This window comes from Flavobacterium glucosi (assembly GCF_048286535.1).
Lineage (GTDB): Bacteria > Bacteroidota > Bacteroidia > Flavobacteriales > Flavobacteriaceae > Flavobacterium.
This window is the reverse complement of the sequence record NZ_JBLVPK010000004.1, coordinates 214,681-231,802: the sequence shown is the minus strand read 5'-3', so window position 1 is coordinate 231,802 and position 17,122 is coordinate 214,681. Positions and strand designations below refer to the sequence as shown.

Genomic DNA, 17,122 nt, shown 5'->3' with positions numbered 1-17,122 from the left:
AATCGAAAAACCCGGAGTTGGCATACTCCGGGTTTTTCTTGCTACAAAAAAATATTAAAACTAATTCTTATAAAAGACCTCCGCCACCTTGTGTCTCATTTTTATCTCTTTGCTTTCTCTCGGTTGCTTTGTTTTTTCCGCTTCCAAATCTATAATTGAAGCCTAAATATACGGTTCTGCTTTCCCAGTTAAATTCCCCGTTTGTTCTGTAAGGACGTTCCCCAACAAAAGCAAATCGCATGGTTTTGAAAATATCACTGAATCGGGCACTGATAGTTCCACTTCCTTTCAATACGTTGTAACTGGTCCCAATATCCATTTTCCACATGGGGCTTCTGTCAAACTGAAGACTTAAATCTCTACCTCGGTACATTCCAAATAATTGAAAACGCAAGTCTTTTGTCGCTTTAAACGTATTGTTGATACGGGCATTAAACGTTGTAACATCAATTTCTACAAATTCGTAATTTCCCGGTGTGTCTTCAATAGTTCCTTTGGTTTTTTTCTTGTAAGCATCAAAACTTATATTCGCACTCCACCATTTTTTTAAATCTAAGTTTCCTGAAACTTCGATACCATAAGCATCATTGTTGTCAAAATTATCGTAAGATATAATTTGTCTGTTTGAATTGTTTGGATTTGTGAAAATCACTCGTGTTATTTCGTCTTGAATTCTTCTGTAAAAAATTCCGGAAGTGATAGAACCAATTTTAGTTTTTCGAGTGTAATTTAATTCAAATGAATTTGTGAATTGGGGAACTAGAAAAGGATTTCCTTCAGAATCAATCGTTGGTGTGCTCCATTCTCTAATCGGGTTTACTTGTGAAATACTGGGTCTGTCTACTCTTCGAGAATAATTCAAGTTAAAAGAGTTGTTTTCACTTGGATTAAAAGTGATAAAAGCTGAGGGATAAATACTTAGAATGTCATCTTTAAATTTTGAATCTACTTCAGTTACTTTTCTAAATAAAGCGTCAACATTGTATTGTTCTAAACGCGCTCCAGCTTGAAAATTCCATTTTTTCCATTGCTTGCCAAGGGTGGCATATGCGGAGTATAATGTTCTTTCGTAAGTGAAATTAGAGTTATAGGCGTCATTCAAAAATAAGTTATTATCCGTATTTTGATTTCGGCTTTCTAAACCTAATTCCAGTTTAGTGGTTTCAGTAAGTGGATTTACGTAATCAAGATTTAGGATCGTATTATTTCCTACCGTTTTTACATCATTTGTAAAAGAGTTTGTAGCGCCGTTTACATTAGTATATACTGCATTTTCAGGACTGTCATTTTTACTGTAATTTACTTCTAATTCTAAATTATGTCCTTCCTTTTTAAAGCCTAATTTGTAGTCAAAATTATAGGTTTGAGAGTGATTTTTACTTTTGCTGTCAAACAGTTGTAATCGATCAGTAGTAAGAGGTGAAACATAGTCTACTTCGGTATTTCCAAAATCTTTCCCTCTCGAAATATTTTGATTGGTATAAAATGAAAAAGTGTTTTTCTCATTAATATTAAAATCAAAACCAAGTTTTGCCAGATGAGACGTGTTTTTAGAATTCATGTCAAAAAGCTGTGTGTTTTCATTATTCAATTCCTGACTGTTTATAAAGCCGTTGTTTGAATATTTACCATGATTAAAGCCATAATTTCCGAAGAAATTAAACTTTCCAGATCTGTAATTTAAGTCAAGAGATGAATTTACTTTTGGTGTTTTACCAAAGGTTACACCGTTGTTGATACTTCCGTTAAATCCAAGTTTACTGTTTTTATTTAAAACAATATTGATAATTCCGCTCATTCCTTCCGGATTGTATTTTGCCGAAGGATTGGTGATTAATTCAATTTGCTTGATGGAAGCTGATGGGATTTGTTGTAAAACCTGCGCGGCATCCATAGTAGTGGGTTTTCCGTCAATTAATATGCGAACATTAGAATTTCCTCTTAAACTGATGGCATTTGTTTGCGGATCTACGCTCACCGAAGGAATATTATTCATGATTTCTCCGGCTGTTGCTCCGGCAGAAATCAAATCTTTCCCCACGTTAATAATCTTTCTGTCAATTTTTTGTACAATAGTTGATTTTTCGCTGACAACTTCAACTCCAGCCAATTGAACCGCATCTTCCTCTAATGCAATTGTATTCAAATTGATGCTGCTGTCTTCTGATAATTTTGCTAATTTTGAAATTGTTTTGTACCCCATAAATTGGATTTCAACAATGTAATCTTTTAAGGCTAAATTTTTTATTTGAAAAGTTCCTTTATCAGATGTGATGTCACCAGTAATGACTTTGTTGTTTTCCTTCACCACAATATTTACATACGCCAACGGTTCATTACTCTTTTTGTCAGTTATTTTTCCAGAAATAATTCCAGAGTTTTCCAGAATTGAGGGTTTGACCGAAGTCTGCGCCGCTATCGAAAACAAGGTTCCAATAAAGCAGATTAAAATTAATTTAAGTTTCATGATTGATTTGATTTAAATGATTGATGATGCAAATGTATTATTTTATACAATACTATGTTAAGCATAATACCTTTTTTAGTAATATTTAACATTTTTTGACAAACACTAGATATTAAAAGTTACATAATAGACTTATCAGTGTGGATTTTGTTACATCTATTTTTGAAAAAAATCGATTTCTACCTTAAACTAGGTCAAAAGCTTCATTTTTAAGTGTAAATTATCTTGTTTTCCAATTTTCAAATTACGGCAATATGACTATATTTGTCCCCTTAAAACCAATACATAAAATGACATTACCACAAATTCTTACGCCCTCTATTGAAAAAGCTGTAAAAGTTTTATTTGACGTTACTATTGATAAAGTTGAATTTCAAACTACACGCAAGGAATTTGAAGGGGATATTACAATGGTTATTTTTCCATTGCTGAAAGTGGTGAAAAGCAATCCAGTAGAATTGGGAAATAAAATAGGAAACTATTTAGTTGAAAATGTAGCTGCGGTAAGTCGGTTTAATGTGGTTTCCGGATTTTTGAATGTTGTTATTTCAGATGACTATTATTTGGATTTCTTCGGAGAAATAAAAGATGACCTTGCTTTTGGTTTCGTTACTCCAAATCCAGAAGACACAGCGGTAATGGTTGAATATTCTTCACCAAACACGAATAAACCTTTGCATTTAGGCCACGTCCGTAATAATCTTTTAGGATATTCAGTGGCAGAAATTATCAAAGCTTCGGGGAAGAAAGTCTATAAAACTCAAATCATTAATGATAGAGGAATCCATATTTGCAAATCAATGTTGGCTTGGCAAAAATTCGGAAACGGACAAACACCGCAAAGTACAGGTTTAAAAGGGGATAAATTAGTTGGAAATTATTACGTAGCTTTTGATAAAGCATACAAAGAAGAAATAGCGCAATTAATGAGCACCGGTAAAACGGAAGAAGAAGCCAAAAAACAAGCGCCAATCATATTGGAAGCGCAGGAAATGTTGCTGAAATGGGAAGCTGGAGATGATGCCGTAATCACGCTTTGGAAAACCATGAACCAATGGGTTTATGATGGTTTTGCCAAAACCTATAAAAATCTTGGTGTTGATTTCGATTGTTTTTATTACGAAAGTAACACGTATTTATTAGGGAAAGATGTGGTTCAGATTGGTTTAGACAGAGGTGTTTTCGAAAAAGATCCTGACGGTTCTGTTTGGATTGATTTAACGGATGAAGGTTTAGACCGTAAAATTGTATTGCGTTCAGACGGAACTGCGGTTTACATGACGCAAGATATTGGAACAGCAATTCAGCGCGTGAAGGATTATCCGGATGTAGGCGGAATGGTTTACACCGTTGGTAATGAACAAGATTATCACTTTAAAGTTTTGTTTCTTATCTTGAAAAAATTAGGTTTTGACTGGTCTAAAAACCTATTTCATTTGTCTTACGGAATGGTAGATTTACCTTCTGGAAAAATGAAAAGCCGTGAAGGAACTGTTGTTGATGCCGATGATTTGATGCAGGAAATGACAGATACAGCACAAAAAATCGCAGAAGATTTAGGAAAATTGGATTCCTATTCGGCGGATGAAAAAGCAACATTATACAACACGATTGGTTTGGGGGCTTTGAAATATTATATTCTAAAAGTGGATCCTAAAAAACGAATCCTTTTCAATCCGGAAGAATCGGTAGATTTTGCTGGAAATACAGGTCCGTTTATTCAATATACGTATGCCCGTATTCAATCTATTATTCGTAAAGCCAATTTTGATTTTTTGAATAAATCCAAAGCGGCAGTACTTCATGAAAAAGAGAAGGAATTGGTGAAACAGTTAGCGTTGTTTCCTGAAGTGATACAAAATGCAGCACAGCATCACAGTCCGGCTTTGCTTGCAAATTTTACCTATGATTTAGTTCGGGAATACAACTCATTCTACCAGGCTGTTCCGATTCTTGGAGAAGAGGATTTAGAGAAAAAAATATTCAGAGTTCAATTGTCTAAAAAAGTGGCAGATACGATTGCGGCTTCCTTTAAATTATTAGGTATTAGTGTGCCGGAAAGAATGTAATAATGGCATATTTTTTGCGTTAATAATTACTTAATTATTACTTAATAATTTAAAAATACAATTATGAAAAAAATTTCAATTTTAGCTTTACTTGCACTTATAATAAGTTCTTGTACAAATGATTCCGCTTCAGAAGGGAATGTAACCTTGAAAGCCTCTGCGGAGTCTACAACAGGTAAGACTTCTCTAACTGCACGTACGGCTGCCTCTACAGTAGTTTTTACTGATTTTAGGATTAATATTGGGAAGATCAAATTTGAAACCGATATGGAAGATGCTATGTACAGTATGGATCCCAAATATGATGACGTTAAACTTGATGGGCCTTTTTTATTGGACTTGCTTGATCCAAACCTAACGTTAAGTCCATTTATTACTTCTGTAAATGTTCCGAATGCAAGATATGAAGAAATCGAATTTAAATTCGAAAAATCTACTTTAGTTGGCGAAATGAATGGCAAGACTTATTTGATAAAAGGAACTATAAATGGAAAACCATTTATTATTTGGAGCGATGAGGATGCCGAACTTGAATTGGATTTTGAAGATCATAACAAAGATTTTACAATAAGTGGTAATGATCTTTCTTTAAATATTAAAATACAGCTTGATGCTTTAATGAATAAATTAACAACTTTGGCAAATCAAGGTTTATTATTAGATACCGATGGAGACGGCGTTATCGAAATTAGTACTGGTAGTGATGATAGTCACAACGATATTGGCGACTTTATAAAAGATTTACTAGAAAATGAAACAGATTTAGACGATAAGGATTAATCTAAAGTTTCATTGATTACATAATAAAAAGAGGCTATCTTCTTCAGATAGCCTCTTTTTATTTATAATACCATTTAAACTTCAAAATCAAATGCTTAAATTTGCGCCTTAATTAAAGAGAAAAAAATTATGTTCGATAATTTAAGCGATAAACTAGATAAAGCCTTTCATATACTTAAAGGTCACGGAAAAATCACCGAAATAAATGTAGCCGAAACTTTGAAAGAAGTTCGAAGAGCCTTGCTTGATGCGGATGTTAACTTTAAAATTGCCAAAGATTTTACTACCAAAGTAAAAGAAAAGGCAATCGGTCAGGATGTATTGACAACACTTCAACCAGGACAATTACTGGTAAAGTTAGTAAAAGATGAATTGACAGAATTGATGGGTGGTGATGTTGCCGGAATCAATCTTTCCGGGAATCCATCGGTTATTTTAATGGCTGGTTTACAAGGTTCCGGTAAAACTACTTTTTCCGGAAAACTCGCCAATTATCTTCAAACAAAAAAGAACAAAAAGCCATTATTAGTAGCGTGTGATATTTATCGTCCTGCGGCTATTCAGCAATTATACGTGGTTGGAGATTCGATAGGCGTTGAGGTTTATTCCGAGCCAGAAAATAAAAATCCAGTAGAAATTGCTCAAAATGCAATCAAACATGCGAAAGCAAATGGATTCAATGTTGTGATTGTCGATACTGCGGGTCGTTTAGCAGTTGATGAAGAAATGATGAACGAAATAGAGCGCGTTCATAAAGCCATTCAACCTCAAGAAACGTTGTTTGTAGTTGATGCGATGACAGGTCAAGATGCTGTAAATACAGCAAAAGCTTTCAACGATATATTAAATTTTGATGGAGTTATCTTAACTAAATTAGATGGAGATACACGTGGTGGAGCTGCAATTTCGATTAAATCGGTTGTTAATAAACCAATTAAATTCGTAGGTACAGGCGAAAAGATGGATGCCATTGATGTATTCTATCCAATTCGTATGGCCGAAAGAATTTTGGGAATGGGAGACGTTGTGTCTTTGGTAGAAAGAGCGCAAGAGCAATTTGACGAAGAAGAAGCAAGAAAAATCCAAAAGAAAATTGCCAAAAACGAATTCGGTTTTGATGATTTCCTTTCACAAATTCAGCAAGTAAAGAAAATGGGTAATATGAAAGACTTGGTTGGAATGATACCAGGTGCTTCAAAAGCCATGAAAGATGTGGAGATAGAAGATGATGCATTCAAACATATTGAAGCAATTATTCACTCGATGACTCCAATTGAAAGAAGCAAGCCGGCTTTGATCGATGTAAAAAGAAAATCTCGAATTGCAAAAGGTTCCGGAACTAAAATTGAGCAAGTAAATCAATTGATGAAACAGTTCGAACAAATGAGCAAGATGATGAAAATGATGCAAGGTCCAGGAGGAAAAAACCTAATGAAAATGATGGGCGGTATGAAAGGCGGAATGCCAGGAGGTATGCCCGGAATGAAATAAAAATGAGTCAAAAGTCGAAAGTCTTAAGGTTGTAACGACTTTAAGACTTTCGACTTTAAGACATTAAACTAAATAAAAATGCAACTACTAGACGGAAAAAAAACAGCGGAAGATATTAAGAGCGAAATCGCTGTCCAAGTACAAAAAATGAAAGACAATGGGGAGAAAGTGCCTCATTTAGCTGCGGTTCTTGTTGGATCAAACGGTGCAAGTTTGACTTATGTTGGTAGCAAAGTAAGATCATGTCAACAAATAGGATTTGAATCTACATTGGTTTCTTTAGACGAAGACATCTCGGAAGTTGAATTGTTGGCAAAAATCAAAGATCTCAATGAAGATGATGATTTAGATGGTTTCATTGTTCAATTGCCTTTACCCAAACACATTGACGAGCAGAAAATTCTGATGGCTATTGATCCTGATAAAGATGTGGATGGATTTCATCCAACCAATTTTGGAAAAATGGCTTTAGAAATGGAAACGTTTTTGCCCGCAACTCCTTATGGAATAATGGAATTGTTAGAGCGTTACAAAGTTGAAACCGCGGGTAAACATACCGTTGTTATTGGACGTAGTCATATTGTGGGTCTTCCAATGAGTATTTTGATGAGTCGCAAAGGATATCCAGGGGATTCAACTGTAACTCTTACTCACAGCAGAACCAAAAATATAGAAGAATACACTAAAAATGCCGATATTATCATTACTGCTTTGGGAGTCCCAAATTACCTAAAAGCGAATATGGTGAAAGATGGCGTTGTGGTTATCGATGTAGGTATCACACGTGTTCCTGATGAAACAAATAAAAAAGGATATAAAATCACTGGTGATGTTGATTTTGAAAATGTAAGCAAAAAAGCATCATTTATTACCCCTGTACCAGGTGGAGTAGGACCTATGACCATTGCAATGTTGTTGAAAAACACGCTTTTGGCAAGAGAAATGAAAAGAAATAAATAAAAGAATAGTTTTTGATAGAAAGCCTTAAACATATGTTTAAGGCTTTTTTTGATCTTAATTCTGATAATTGATGCTGAAATGAAATTTAAAGAATACTTTTGCACCACTTAAACAAGACCTTTAAAATGGACGATTATTATTCGGAAATGTTACACTAATATAGCACTTGAACTGTTTTCAAGAGGCTGTAAATAAACCTATAGAATTTTGAAATGAGAGCTTTTTACAAAAACAATAACGGATTGATTGCCATTCCAGAATGGATTCCTAATTGCTGGATAAATATTGAATGCCCTACCGAAGCAGAGAAAAAATATTTACTCGAAGACTTACAAATTCCTGAAGCATTTTATAACGATATTGAAGATATTGATGAAAGACCAAGGATAGAAATTGAAAATGGCTGGACTTTGATTATCATGCGAATTCCTGTGAAGAGTAATGACGTTAAATTACCTTTTCATACCATTCCTGTTGGGGTTGTTTTTAAAGGAGAAGTTTGCATCACCATCAGTTTTCATAATACGGAAATGCTTACGGATTTCGTTACTTATACGAAACGCAAGAATATCAACATTAAAGACAACTTCGATTTAGTGTTGAAGTTATTGCTTTCCTCTAGTGTTTGGTTTTTGAAATACTTAAAACAAGTCAATCAAAAAATAAAATTAGCCGAGGACAATTTAGAAAAATCAATTAAAAATGAAGAATTACAAGCGTTACTTCAAATAGAAAAATGTTTGGTTTTCTTTATGACATCCTTGAAAGGGAATGATATTTTGTTGCATCGAATCAAAAATATAAAATCCCAAAAAGAATATTTTGATTTTGATTTATTGGAAGATGTTGAAATTGAATTGCGTCAGGCGCAAGAAACCACTAATATTTACAGCGACATCTTAACGGGAACTATGGATGCGTATGCTTCTGTGATTTCTAATAATATGAATACAATTATGAAGCAGATGACTTCAATTTCGATTATTTTGATGATTCCAACACTGATTGCGAGTTTGTATGGTATGAATGTACCCAATGATTTAGAAGATAATCGCTATGGAATATGGATTGTGATTTCAGTATCTGTATTGTTATCCGCTTTTGGTGTGTTTTTATTCAAAAGAAAGAGATGGTTTTGATACTATAAACTTTGTGTAAATATTCATTTTATAAATTTTATCAAAATTAAATCCGTTTATACTTTGAAATCTAAAAATTATAAATAACTTTGTAATTCAAAGTACTTTATTTATGAGTCAAAAGCTTCAAGAAGATTTATCACATATTCGTTCCATGATGGAGCGCTCTTCAAGATTTATTTCATTAAGTGGCCTTTCAGGTGTATTTGCAGGCTTGTTTGCGTTAGCGGGATCAATGTACGCATATCAGTTGTTTAAAAATAATGGAATTGAATATTTTGATGGTAAGCAAAAGATCTATAGCTATGATTTAATAATCGAATTAGTTTTCATTGCTTTGGCAATTTTGATCTTAGCATTGGGATCTGGTATATTTTTTACTTTGAGAAAAAGTAAAAAGTTTGATTTGCCGGTTTGGACTAATACCACTAAAAAAATGGTATTGAATCTAGCGATTCCTTTATTAGTTGGAGGCATATTTTGTATGGCTCTTTTATACCATCAGTTATTCGCTCTGATTGCTCCAGTTACTTTATTATTTTATGGCTTAGCGCTTATTAATGCCGGGAAATACACTTTTTCGGATATTAGATATTTGGGTGCATGTGAAATTATTTTAGGATGTATTTCCCTTTTTTATCTTGGTTTTGGGCTTGTTTTTTGGGCAATAGGATTTGGGATTTTACACATCCTTTACGGAATAATTGTGTTCAAAAAATACAAATAGAAATGGGAATCATTGATGCATTAAATAAAAATTTCGAAAGTCGGGTCAGATTGGGCATTATGTCTGTTTTGATGGTAAACGACTGGATTGATTTTACTGAGATGAAATCTTTATTGAATATCACTGATGGTAACTTAGCAAGTCATTCATCAGCATTAGAAAAATCTGGATACATAGAAGTAAAAAAAGAGTTTGTGGGTAAAAAACCGAGAACTTCGTATCGAGTTACCAATATGGGTAGAGCCGCTTTTATTTCTCATTTGAATAGTCTTGAAAAATTAATTAAATCTAAATGACCTTTTTTTTAATTAAATACTTTGAAAAGCAAAGTACTTTTGAATTTTATTATGAAAAAACTACATTTTATTTTAGCCAGCAGTTTGGTTTTTACACTGCTTTTTTACAACGAGGATTTGGGTCTCAATTGGGCCATTTTCGGGATGATGCAAACCGCCTTGATATGTTATTTCTTCCAAGAGAAATTTACCAGTAGGTTGCATTTGATTTTAGTGGTTGCATCGGTTCTGTCTTGCTTTGCGTTTGCCTGGTATGGTGATTTTCCGTCGTTTTTAGCTATGGCTTTGTCGATTATCTTTTTACAATTCAAAACCCAGGAGCCAAAACTTAAATTATTACAGGCTCTGCCTTTGGTGTTGATCAACGGAATCGCTTCGTTAGGTCGTATATTGATGTTCAGTCAATATCTTCCTAAGCGAAAAGTCAATAACGGTTTTGCTAAAAAGCTGATTGCTTATTTTGTTATTCCAATCCTATTTCTTGGGCTATTTTTAATCGTATATTCTTTTGGAAGCGATCATTTTTCGTCTTTGTTTACCGGTTATTATTTAGATATTGATGCTTGGCAAGCATTTGTACTTACCGCTTTAGGATTTTTTATTTCGTTCACTTTCTGGAATTATTGGATTCCTGTGATTTGTTATGAAAAGAATGATTTACTGGATAATGATTTTAAGGAAGAAGCCAAAACGCAAAATCAAAATTCATTTTCGTTTTTGGATATTGATTTTGAAAGAAGAAGTGGAGAGATTACGTTGTTTCTTTTAAATGCGTTGCTTTTGATTTTCATTGCAACTTATAATTACGAACAGTTTTTTGAAGTGGTCAAAAAATCTAACTTAAGTTCTGATACACACGAAAGAGTAACTGCCGTTATTCTTTCAATCATAATGGCAGTTGGTGTTATTTTATTCTATTTTAAAGGAGGGTTTAATTTTGATGCAAATGCTAAAAATCTTAAAAAATTAGCTAAGATTTGGATTCTTTTAAACGGAATTTTAATACTATGTGCCCTCATCAAAAACTCGGAATATGTTTCCTATTTTGGTTTAACCTACAAAAGATTAGGTGTGTATGCTTTCTTGATTTTAGCGATAATTGGATTGGTTATTTCTTTTATAAAAATCACCAAGCAAAAAACAAATGCTTTTCTTTTCAATCAAATGATTTGGTATTTCTATGGAACAATCCTATTATGCAGTTTTGTTAATTGGGGAAGTATAATCACGCAGTACAATATCTCTGTAAATAAAGGCGTTGAGCCTATGTTTTTATCCAGACTCAATTTTAATGATGAAATGCGTAGTGATTATTTTTCGCAAAAGAAATTAGATGGACAAAACATGGAACTTTCAAAAGAGAAAGAGATTATTCGGATGCAATCTCAACCCTTTTTATCAAAAGTCTTATATTATGAATTTATGACTAATAAATAAAAGCAAAATCCCATCAGCCGTAGCGGATGGGATTTTTGTATGTTTAATAATCTCCTCGACCTTTAAATCTGGGATCATCTCTTTTGATGAATTCAGTTCTTCTTTTTGGCACTTCTGTTTTAGGTAAACTGGCTTCTTCTGTTTTACTCGAAGGTTCAATCAATTCGTTTAATTCTTTGATTTCAGCATCAGTCAAATCTCGGTAACGGCCTACAGGGATATCCAGCGAAATATTGATAATTCGGATGCGTTTAAGCGCCGTAACATCATACCCTAAATATTCTGTCATTCTACGAATCTGGCGGTTTAAGCCTTGCGTCAAGATAATTTTGAAAATGAATTTGCTGATTTGTTCCACCTTACATTTTCGGGTAACAGTGTCTAAAATTGGAATCCCATTTCCCATTCTTTCGATGAATCGATCGGTGATGGGTTTGTTTACGGTTACGGTATATTCTTTTTCGTGATTATTTCGGGCACGTAATATTTTATTGACGATGTCGCCGTCATTAGTCATAAAAATCAATCCTTCACTCGCTTTGTCTAACCGTCCTATAGGGAAAATACGTTTGGGGTAATTGATGTAATCTACAATATTATTGCGAACATCCAGGTTTGTGGTGCATTCGATTCCAACAGGTTTATAGAAAGCAAGATAAACGGGTTTCTCATTTTTTTCTCGGATTAATTTGCCGTCAATACGCACTTCGTCATTTGGGGAAACTTTTGTGCCTAATTCCGGAACGACTCCATTGATGGTTACTCGACCTTCTTCAATGATTTTATCAGCTTCACGGCGGGAACAATACCCAGTTTCTCCAATGAATTTATTTAGGCGTTTTAAATTTTCTTCCATACTGCAAAAGTAGTACTAAATTGTTTAATCGTTTATGTGGTTATTTGTTTATTTGAAAAATTAAGAACTCTATAAAGTATTTCGTAGATTTTTATATTTTAGTTATCCGATTCAAATAAAAAGCGAGACACTTTTTCATACAATTCGGCATCATGCATGCTGTGTCCTAAACCTTTAGTTTCGATAAAAACAGCATTTTCCCATGCGCCTGCAATTTTCTTTCCTTCTTCGAATAAAACTACCGTGTCGTCAATATCATGAGCAATAAGCCCTTTGATGTTCAGTTTAGAGGCGAATAATTTCCCTGAAAATTGTTCCAGATTGAGTTTGAAATGATTCAAATAATGAGCTTCTAAGGATTTTGAAATTTTAGAATTTAAACTCAATAACGTAATGTAATTGTTTAAAATAATATTGAAATCACTTGGAGATCCTAGAATCACCATTTTTTTTAAAGCATCATTTTGATAAACGGATTGGTAATACAAACAGGTTTTACCACCCATAGAATGCCCTATTAAGTATTGAGGCTTAAATTTTTCGACAGCGATATGAATAAATTCAGCATATTTAGGAATGCTAAATTCTTTACCGCTCGATAATCCATGCGCAGGACCGTCAATTGCAATGATGGTGCTTCCTGATTTTTTTAGATAAGGCAGGATGTTTTCCCATCGGGAAGCATTACTTTCCCAGCCGTGAACTAATAATATTACGGTGTCATTTCCTTTCCAAGTATACGTATGAAAGAAATGTTCTTTATTTTGAAACGTTTCAGAGTGTGCTTCTTGTAGAATTTCTGGAAGACTGTTTTTGGATAATTTGCCTTCTCTGGGTTCACTAAAAAAGGCATACGCTATTTGCGATGCTTTTTTGGGCAATACAAAACTCAAAAGGTTGATGTATAATCCAATAGATTTAGTGAATATAAAAAACAATATTTTTTTCATAAAAAAAAGTCCCGATATGTATCGGGACTTAAATGTAATTAGAATTTAGAAAACAACTGTTCCATTTTCTCTTTTTCTTCGTCAGCCAATACGCTGTCTACTAATATTCTTCCTGAATGTTCATCAGTAATAATTTTTTTTCTAGAAGCAATTTCTACTTGTGTCTGTGGAGGAATAGTAAAAAATGATCCCGCAGAAGCACCTCTTTCAATAGAAACAACAGCTAAACCATTTCGAACGCTAGTTCTGATTCTGGTGTAAGCCTTCAACAATCGTTCTTCAATTAAAGCTTGAAATTCTGCTGATTTTTCAGATAAGAAAGCTTCTTCTTTAGCAGTTTCAGCCATGATAGCCTCTAACTCTGATTTTTTATGCTTTAAATGATTTGATTTTGCTTCTAATCTTTCTTTAGAACTTGAAATTACTTCTTTCTTATGTTCGATTGAAGCTTTCATTTCTTTAATTTGTTTTTCAGACAATTGAATTTCTAATTCTTGAAATTCAACCTCTTTAGTCAACGAATTAAATTCTCGGTTATTACGAACCGTTTCTTGTTGTTTCGTATATTTTTTGATAGCCTCTTTGTGGTCATCAATTGCATTCTTTTTTGATTTGATTAGATCCTCGATAACTTCAAGTTCACTTTTCAATTTTTCTGAACGGGTGCTTAAACCTGCAACTTCATCTTCTAAATCTTCTACTTCTAAAGGAAGTTCTCCTCTTACGTTTCTGATTTCGTCAATTCTAGAGTCAATAAGTTGTAAATCGTAAATTGCTCTTAACTTGTCCTCAACACTTAATTCTTTCGTATTCGCCATATTCTATAAGTACTTAACTGGATTTGAATTTTCTTCTGATAAAATAACTGCAAAATTAAGGATTTTTTTCCGAAGATACTCTACAATATAATTTTTTGTATAGCGTTCGCTTTCAAAATGTCCAATATCGGCTAATAGTAGTTGATTTTCGGCTTCATAAAACTGATGGTATTTTAAATCAGCAGTCAAATAGGCGTCAGCTCCCGCCTGAATCGCATTTTTTATCGCAAAACTTCCTGCTCCGCCAAGAACGGCTACTTTTTTTATTTCTTTTCCTGTAAAGTTGGAATGTCGGATTCCATCACTTTGCATTTTTTCTTTCGTAAAAAGGAGAAATTCTTTTTCATTCATGGGAATTTTCAATTCCCCAATCATTCCCAAGCCAATATTTTGATGTTTATTTTGCAATTCATAAATCTCATACGAGACTTCTTCATACGCATGGCTTTTGAATAATGCTTTTAGAATTTTGTTTTCTAAATGCTTTTCGAAAGTGACTTCGATTTTGATTTCGTCACCTTGTACAAATTCAAAACGTTCGCCAACTTGCGGATTGCTATGCTCATTTCCCATATAGGTTCCAATTCCTTTCGAATTAAAACTGCAATTTTCATAATTTCCAATATTACCTGCGCCAGCATCAAATAATGCATTTCGCACCTCTTCTGCATTTTCAGGAATTGTATAGGTCACTAATTTCCTAATAAAATGTTGCTTCGGAATTAGGATTTTAGTATTTACCAACCCTAGTGCATCGCTGAATATTTTATTCACGCCTTCTTGATGATTGTCTAAGGCGGTATGAACAGCATAAATAGCGATATCATTTTTTATGGCTTTAATTACGGCTCGTTCCACGTAGTTTTTACCTGTTATTTTTTTTAACCCCGAAAATAAGATGGGATGAAAACAAACTACCAGATTGCAATTTTTTGCAATCGCTTCGTCAATTATATTTTCTAAAGCATCATGGCAAACCAAAATTCCAGTAGCTTCTGATTCTTGATTTCCAACCAATAACCCCACATTGTCAAAATCTTCTGCATAGGCGAGTGGTGCCATTTCTTCAAGTACGAATATTATTTCTTTGATTTTCATGTTTTGACACAGATTTCACAGATTGACACAGATTATATTTTACACAAATATTTAAAGTTATTTTTTAATTTGTAAAAATTAGTGAAATCTGTGTTAGATTTTTATTTCAAAGATAATTTATTCTACTTTCGTAAAATGAATTTACTGCGAAAAATACTGTTCCCGTTTGCCATTTTATATGGTCTGATAACGAGTATTCGGAATTTTTTTTTCGACAATGGGATTTTAAAATCCCATTCGTTTGATTTGCCAGTTATTGCTGTTGGAAATCTTAGCGTTGGCGGAACCGGAAAAACTCCTCAAATTGAATATTTGATTCGCTTGCTTTCTGATAAATATAAAGTTGCGACACTAAGTCGAGGTTATAAAAGACAATCTAAAGGTTTTATTTTGGCGGGAGCCAATTCAAATGCTGCCATTATTGGCGATGAACCTTTTCAGTTTTATAAAAAATTTGGAACTATCCAAGTTGCCGTTGATGCCGACAGGGAAAATGGAATCGAACAATTGCTTTCACAATCCATAAAACCAGAAGTGATTCTGCTTGATGACGCTTTTCAACATCGAAAAGTAAAAGCGGGATTTTATATTCTACTCACTTCCTATGGTGATTTGTATTCGGATGATTTGATGTTGCCAACCGGAAATTTACGCGAAAGCCGAAGCGGGGCAAAAAGAGCTGACGTTATTATTGTTACGAAATGTCCTTTTAATCTTTCGCTTGACGAAGAAAAGGATATTAAAAACAGGTTAAAAGTTTCTGAAAATCAGGAATTGTACTTTACTTTTATAGCATACGAAGAATTTATTTATGCAGAGAACCGAAAGATAAAGGTAAATGAAATTCAATCGGCGGCTAAATTGCTGGTGGCAGGAATTGCAAAACCGGAACCGTTTTTTGCCTATTTGCAAGATACTAATGATGTCTGTTTGTCTTTTCCGGACCATCATAATTTTACCGATAATGACATTTTAGAAATTAAAAATTTAGCTCAAAAAAATAGTATTATCACTACCGAAAAAGATTATGTACGTTTAAAAGGAAGTTTGTTAAGCGAACAGCTTTTCTATTTACCAATACAAAGTTCTTTCGTTTCGGGAAGTGAAAATTTTGATAAAACAATTATAGACTATGTGGGAAAAAGTACAAGAAACGGTAAGTCAAATTAAAGGAAAAATCAATTTCATACCAGAATATGGCGTGATTTTAGGTTCAGGATTAGGGAGTTTTACAGATGAAATGAAAGTAGAATATACGTTGCCGTACAACGAAATTCTGAATTTTCCTGTTTCGACAGTTCAAGGTCACAAAGGCGCATTAGTTTTTGGAACAATAGGAGAAAAAAAAGTAGTTGCTATGCAAGGACGATTTCATTTCTACGAAGGGTATTCCATGACAGAAGTTACTTTTCCGGTGCGAGTGATGAAGTTTTTAGGTATTGAGAAATTGATAGTTTCAAATGCTTCAGGTGGTGTAAATCCAAGTTACAAAGTAGGTTCTATTGTTCTGATTACGGATCATATCAACATGACACCGGAACATCCTTTACGTGGAAAAAATGACGAACGTTTCGGACCTCGTTTTGTAAATATGAGTGAGCCGTATTCAAGAAAAATGATTGCGAAAGCAACTGAATTGGCACAAGAATTAGACATTGCCGTTCATGAAGGAATTTATCTGGGTTTGCAAGGCCCAACCTTTGAAACCTTGGCAGAATACAGAATGGTAAAAATTCTTGGTGCAGATTGTGTCGGAATGTCAACGGTTCCCGAAGTGATTGTGGCGCGTCACATGGATTTAGAAACCTTTGGTATTTCAGTAATCACCGATATGGGAAATGAAGAAAGCATTGGAACTATTTCACATGATGAAGTATTAGAAGCCGCTAAAAAAGCAGAACCAAAAGTAAGAAGTCTTATTAAAGAATTAATTTTAAACTATTAGCACTGTCCGCTTTGCTTAGTGCTATTGTTTTTTATGCCACAGATTTAAAAGATTTTTACAGATTTCCTTAATGAATCTCATTCACTTTT

15 protein-coding genes are annotated in these 17,122 nt (G+C 33.7%); 10 read left to right on the top strand and 5 right to left on the bottom strand.

The genetic code is table 11. From position 1 onward, the window contains the following. Positions 1–67: 67 nt before the first annotated feature. Positions 68–2,467, bottom strand: a complete 2,400-nt coding sequence (locus tag ACNQGD_RS09140) for a TonB-dependent receptor (RefSeq protein ID WP_417999078.1) — start codon at positions 2,465–2,467, stop codon at positions 68–70. Positions 2,468–2,757: 290 nt separating this feature from the next. Here ACNQGD_RS09140 and argS point away from each other — a divergent pair, with 290 nt between their 5' ends. The 8 genes from argS to ACNQGD_RS09100 all read left to right on the top strand — a co-directional run bounded on the left by argS (position 2,758) and on the right by ACNQGD_RS09100 (position 11,366). After that, positions 2,758–4,536 carry an arginine--tRNA ligase gene (gene argS / locus ACNQGD_RS09135; RefSeq protein ID WP_417999189.1) on the top strand — a complete coding sequence of 593 codons (1,779 nt, stop codon included), beginning with the start codon at positions 2,758–2,760 and terminating at the stop codon, positions 4,534–4,536. Between the two features lie 63 nt (positions 4,537–4,599). Continuing rightward, a complete protein-coding gene (locus ACNQGD_RS09130; RefSeq protein ID WP_417994145.1) occupies positions 4,600–5,316 on the top strand; it encodes a hypothetical protein in 717 nt (238 codons plus the stop codon). Between the two features lie 129 nt (positions 5,317–5,445). Beyond that, positions 5,446–6,807, top strand: a complete 1,362-nt coding sequence (ffh, locus tag ACNQGD_RS09125) for a signal recognition particle protein (RefSeq protein ID WP_417999077.1) — start codon at positions 5,446–5,448, stop codon at positions 6,805–6,807. A 78-nt stretch (positions 6,808–6,885) separates the two neighbouring features. Next, positions 6,886–7,767: a bifunctional 5,10-methylenetetrahydrofolate dehydrogenase/5,10-methenyltetrahydrofolate cyclohydrolase gene (locus ACNQGD_RS09120; protein ID WP_417999076.1), complete on the top strand. Its 882-nt coding sequence runs from the start codon at positions 6,886–6,888 to the stop codon at positions 7,765–7,767. Between the two features lie 212 nt (positions 7,768–7,979). Further along, positions 7,980–8,906, top strand: a complete 927-nt coding sequence (locus ACNQGD_RS09115; protein ID WP_417999075.1) for a magnesium transporter CorA family protein — start codon at positions 7,980–7,982, stop codon at positions 8,904–8,906. Positions 8,907–9,018: 112 nt separating this feature from the next. Continuing rightward, complete coding sequence (locus ACNQGD_RS09110; RefSeq protein WP_417999074.1) at positions 9,019–9,633, top strand: hypothetical protein; 615 nt, start codon at positions 9,019–9,021, stop codon at positions 9,631–9,633. 2 nt (positions 9,634–9,635) lie between these two features. After that, a complete protein-coding gene (locus ACNQGD_RS09105; RefSeq protein ID WP_417999073.1) occupies positions 9,636–9,929 on the top strand; it encodes a winged helix-turn-helix domain-containing protein in 294 nt (97 codons plus the stop codon). Between the two features lie 51 nt (positions 9,930–9,980). Continuing rightward, positions 9,981–11,366 (top strand): DUF4153 domain-containing protein, encoded by a 1,386-nt coding sequence (locus ACNQGD_RS09100; protein ID WP_417999072.1) that lies wholly within the window; start codon positions 9,981–9,983, stop codon positions 11,364–11,366. Between the two features lie 43 nt (positions 11,367–11,409). Here the strand turns inward: ACNQGD_RS09100 and rluF are convergent, their stop codons facing one another. The 4 genes from rluF to ACNQGD_RS09080 form a co-directional block, all read right to left on the bottom strand. After that, positions 11,410–12,222, bottom strand: coding sequence for a 23S rRNA pseudouridine(2604) synthase RluF (rluF, locus tag ACNQGD_RS09095; RefSeq protein WP_417999071.1), 813 nt, complete (start codon positions 12,220–12,222; stop codon positions 11,410–11,412). Positions 12,223–12,320: 98 nt separating this feature from the next. Further along, positions 12,321–13,172: an alpha/beta fold hydrolase gene (locus ACNQGD_RS09090; protein WP_417999070.1), complete on the bottom strand. Its 852-nt coding sequence runs from the start codon at positions 13,170–13,172 to the stop codon at positions 12,321–12,323. Between the two features lie 38 nt (positions 13,173–13,210). Beyond that, positions 13,211–13,990 (bottom strand): zinc ribbon domain-containing protein, encoded by a 780-nt coding sequence (locus ACNQGD_RS09085; RefSeq protein WP_417999069.1) that lies wholly within the window; start codon positions 13,988–13,990, stop codon positions 13,211–13,213. A 3-nt stretch (positions 13,991–13,993) separates the two neighbouring features. Next, positions 13,994–15,088 carry a Nif3-like dinuclear metal center hexameric protein gene (locus ACNQGD_RS09080; protein ID WP_417999068.1) on the bottom strand — a complete coding sequence of 365 codons (1,095 nt, stop codon included), beginning with the start codon at positions 15,086–15,088 and terminating at the stop codon, positions 13,994–13,996. Positions 15,089–15,223: 135 nt separating this feature from the next. On the opposite strand from ACNQGD_RS09080, the gene lpxK reads away from it, so the two are divergent. Both lpxK and ACNQGD_RS09070 read left to right on the top strand, forming a co-directional pair. Then, a complete protein-coding gene (gene lpxK / locus ACNQGD_RS09075) occupies positions 15,224–16,258 on the top strand; it encodes a tetraacyldisaccharide 4'-kinase (protein WP_417999067.1) in 1,035 nt (344 codons plus the stop codon). Beyond that, on the top strand, positions 16,221–17,033 hold the full coding sequence (locus ACNQGD_RS09070; RefSeq protein ID WP_417999066.1) for a purine-nucleoside phosphorylase: 813 nt from the start codon (positions 16,221–16,223) through the stop codon (positions 17,031–17,033). Before lpxK ends, ACNQGD_RS09070 begins: the two co-directional genes overlap by 38 nt. The last annotated feature ends 89 nt before the right edge of the window (positions 17,034–17,122 follow it).

What these genes read in the sequence shown, in the direction of transcription:
- ACNQGD_RS09140 (WP_417999078.1), bottom strand. Translation starts at nt 2,467, where the DNA reads ATGAAACTTAAATTAATTTTAATCTGCTTTATTGGAACCTTGTTTTCG.
- argS (WP_417999189.1), top strand. Translation starts at nt 2,758, where the DNA reads ATGACATTACCACAAATTCTTACGCCCTCTATTGAAAAAGCTGTAAAA.
- ACNQGD_RS09130 (WP_417994145.1), top strand. Translation starts at nt 4,600, where the DNA reads ATGAAAAAAATTTCAATTTTAGCTTTACTTGCACTTATAATAAGTTCT.
- ffh (WP_417999077.1), top strand. Translation starts at nt 5,446, where the DNA reads ATGTTCGATAATTTAAGCGATAAACTAGATAAAGCCTTTCATATACTT.
- ACNQGD_RS09120 (WP_417999076.1), top strand. Translation starts at nt 6,886, where the DNA reads ATGCAACTACTAGACGGAAAAAAAACAGCGGAAGATATTAAGAGCGAA.
- ACNQGD_RS09115 (WP_417999075.1), top strand. Translation starts at nt 7,980, where the DNA reads ATGAGAGCTTTTTACAAAAACAATAACGGATTGATTGCCATTCCAGAA.
- ACNQGD_RS09110 (WP_417999074.1), top strand. Translation starts at nt 9,019, where the DNA reads ATGAGTCAAAAGCTTCAAGAAGATTTATCACATATTCGTTCCATGATG.
- ACNQGD_RS09105 (WP_417999073.1), top strand. Translation starts at nt 9,636, where the DNA reads ATGGGAATCATTGATGCATTAAATAAAAATTTCGAAAGTCGGGTCAGA.
- ACNQGD_RS09100 (WP_417999072.1), top strand. Translation starts at nt 9,981, where the DNA reads ATGAAAAAACTACATTTTATTTTAGCCAGCAGTTTGGTTTTTACACTG.
- rluF (WP_417999071.1), bottom strand. Translation starts at nt 12,222, where the DNA reads ATGGAAGAAAATTTAAAACGCCTAAATAAATTCATTGGAGAAACTGGG.
- ACNQGD_RS09090 (WP_417999070.1), bottom strand. Translation starts at nt 13,172, where the DNA reads ATGAAAAAAATATTGTTTTTTATATTCACTAAATCTATTGGATTATAC.
- ACNQGD_RS09085 (WP_417999069.1), bottom strand. Translation starts at nt 13,990, where the DNA reads ATGGCGAATACGAAAGAATTAAGTGTTGAGGACAAGTTAAGAGCAATT.
- ACNQGD_RS09080 (WP_417999068.1), bottom strand. Translation starts at nt 15,088, where the DNA reads ATGAAAATCAAAGAAATAATATTCGTACTTGAAGAAATGGCACCACTC.
- lpxK (WP_417999067.1), top strand. Translation starts at nt 15,224, where the DNA reads ATGAATTTACTGCGAAAAATACTGTTCCCGTTTGCCATTTTATATGGT.
- ACNQGD_RS09070 (WP_417999066.1), top strand. Translation starts at nt 16,221, where the DNA reads ATGTGGGAAAAAGTACAAGAAACGGTAAGTCAAATTAAAGGAAAAATC.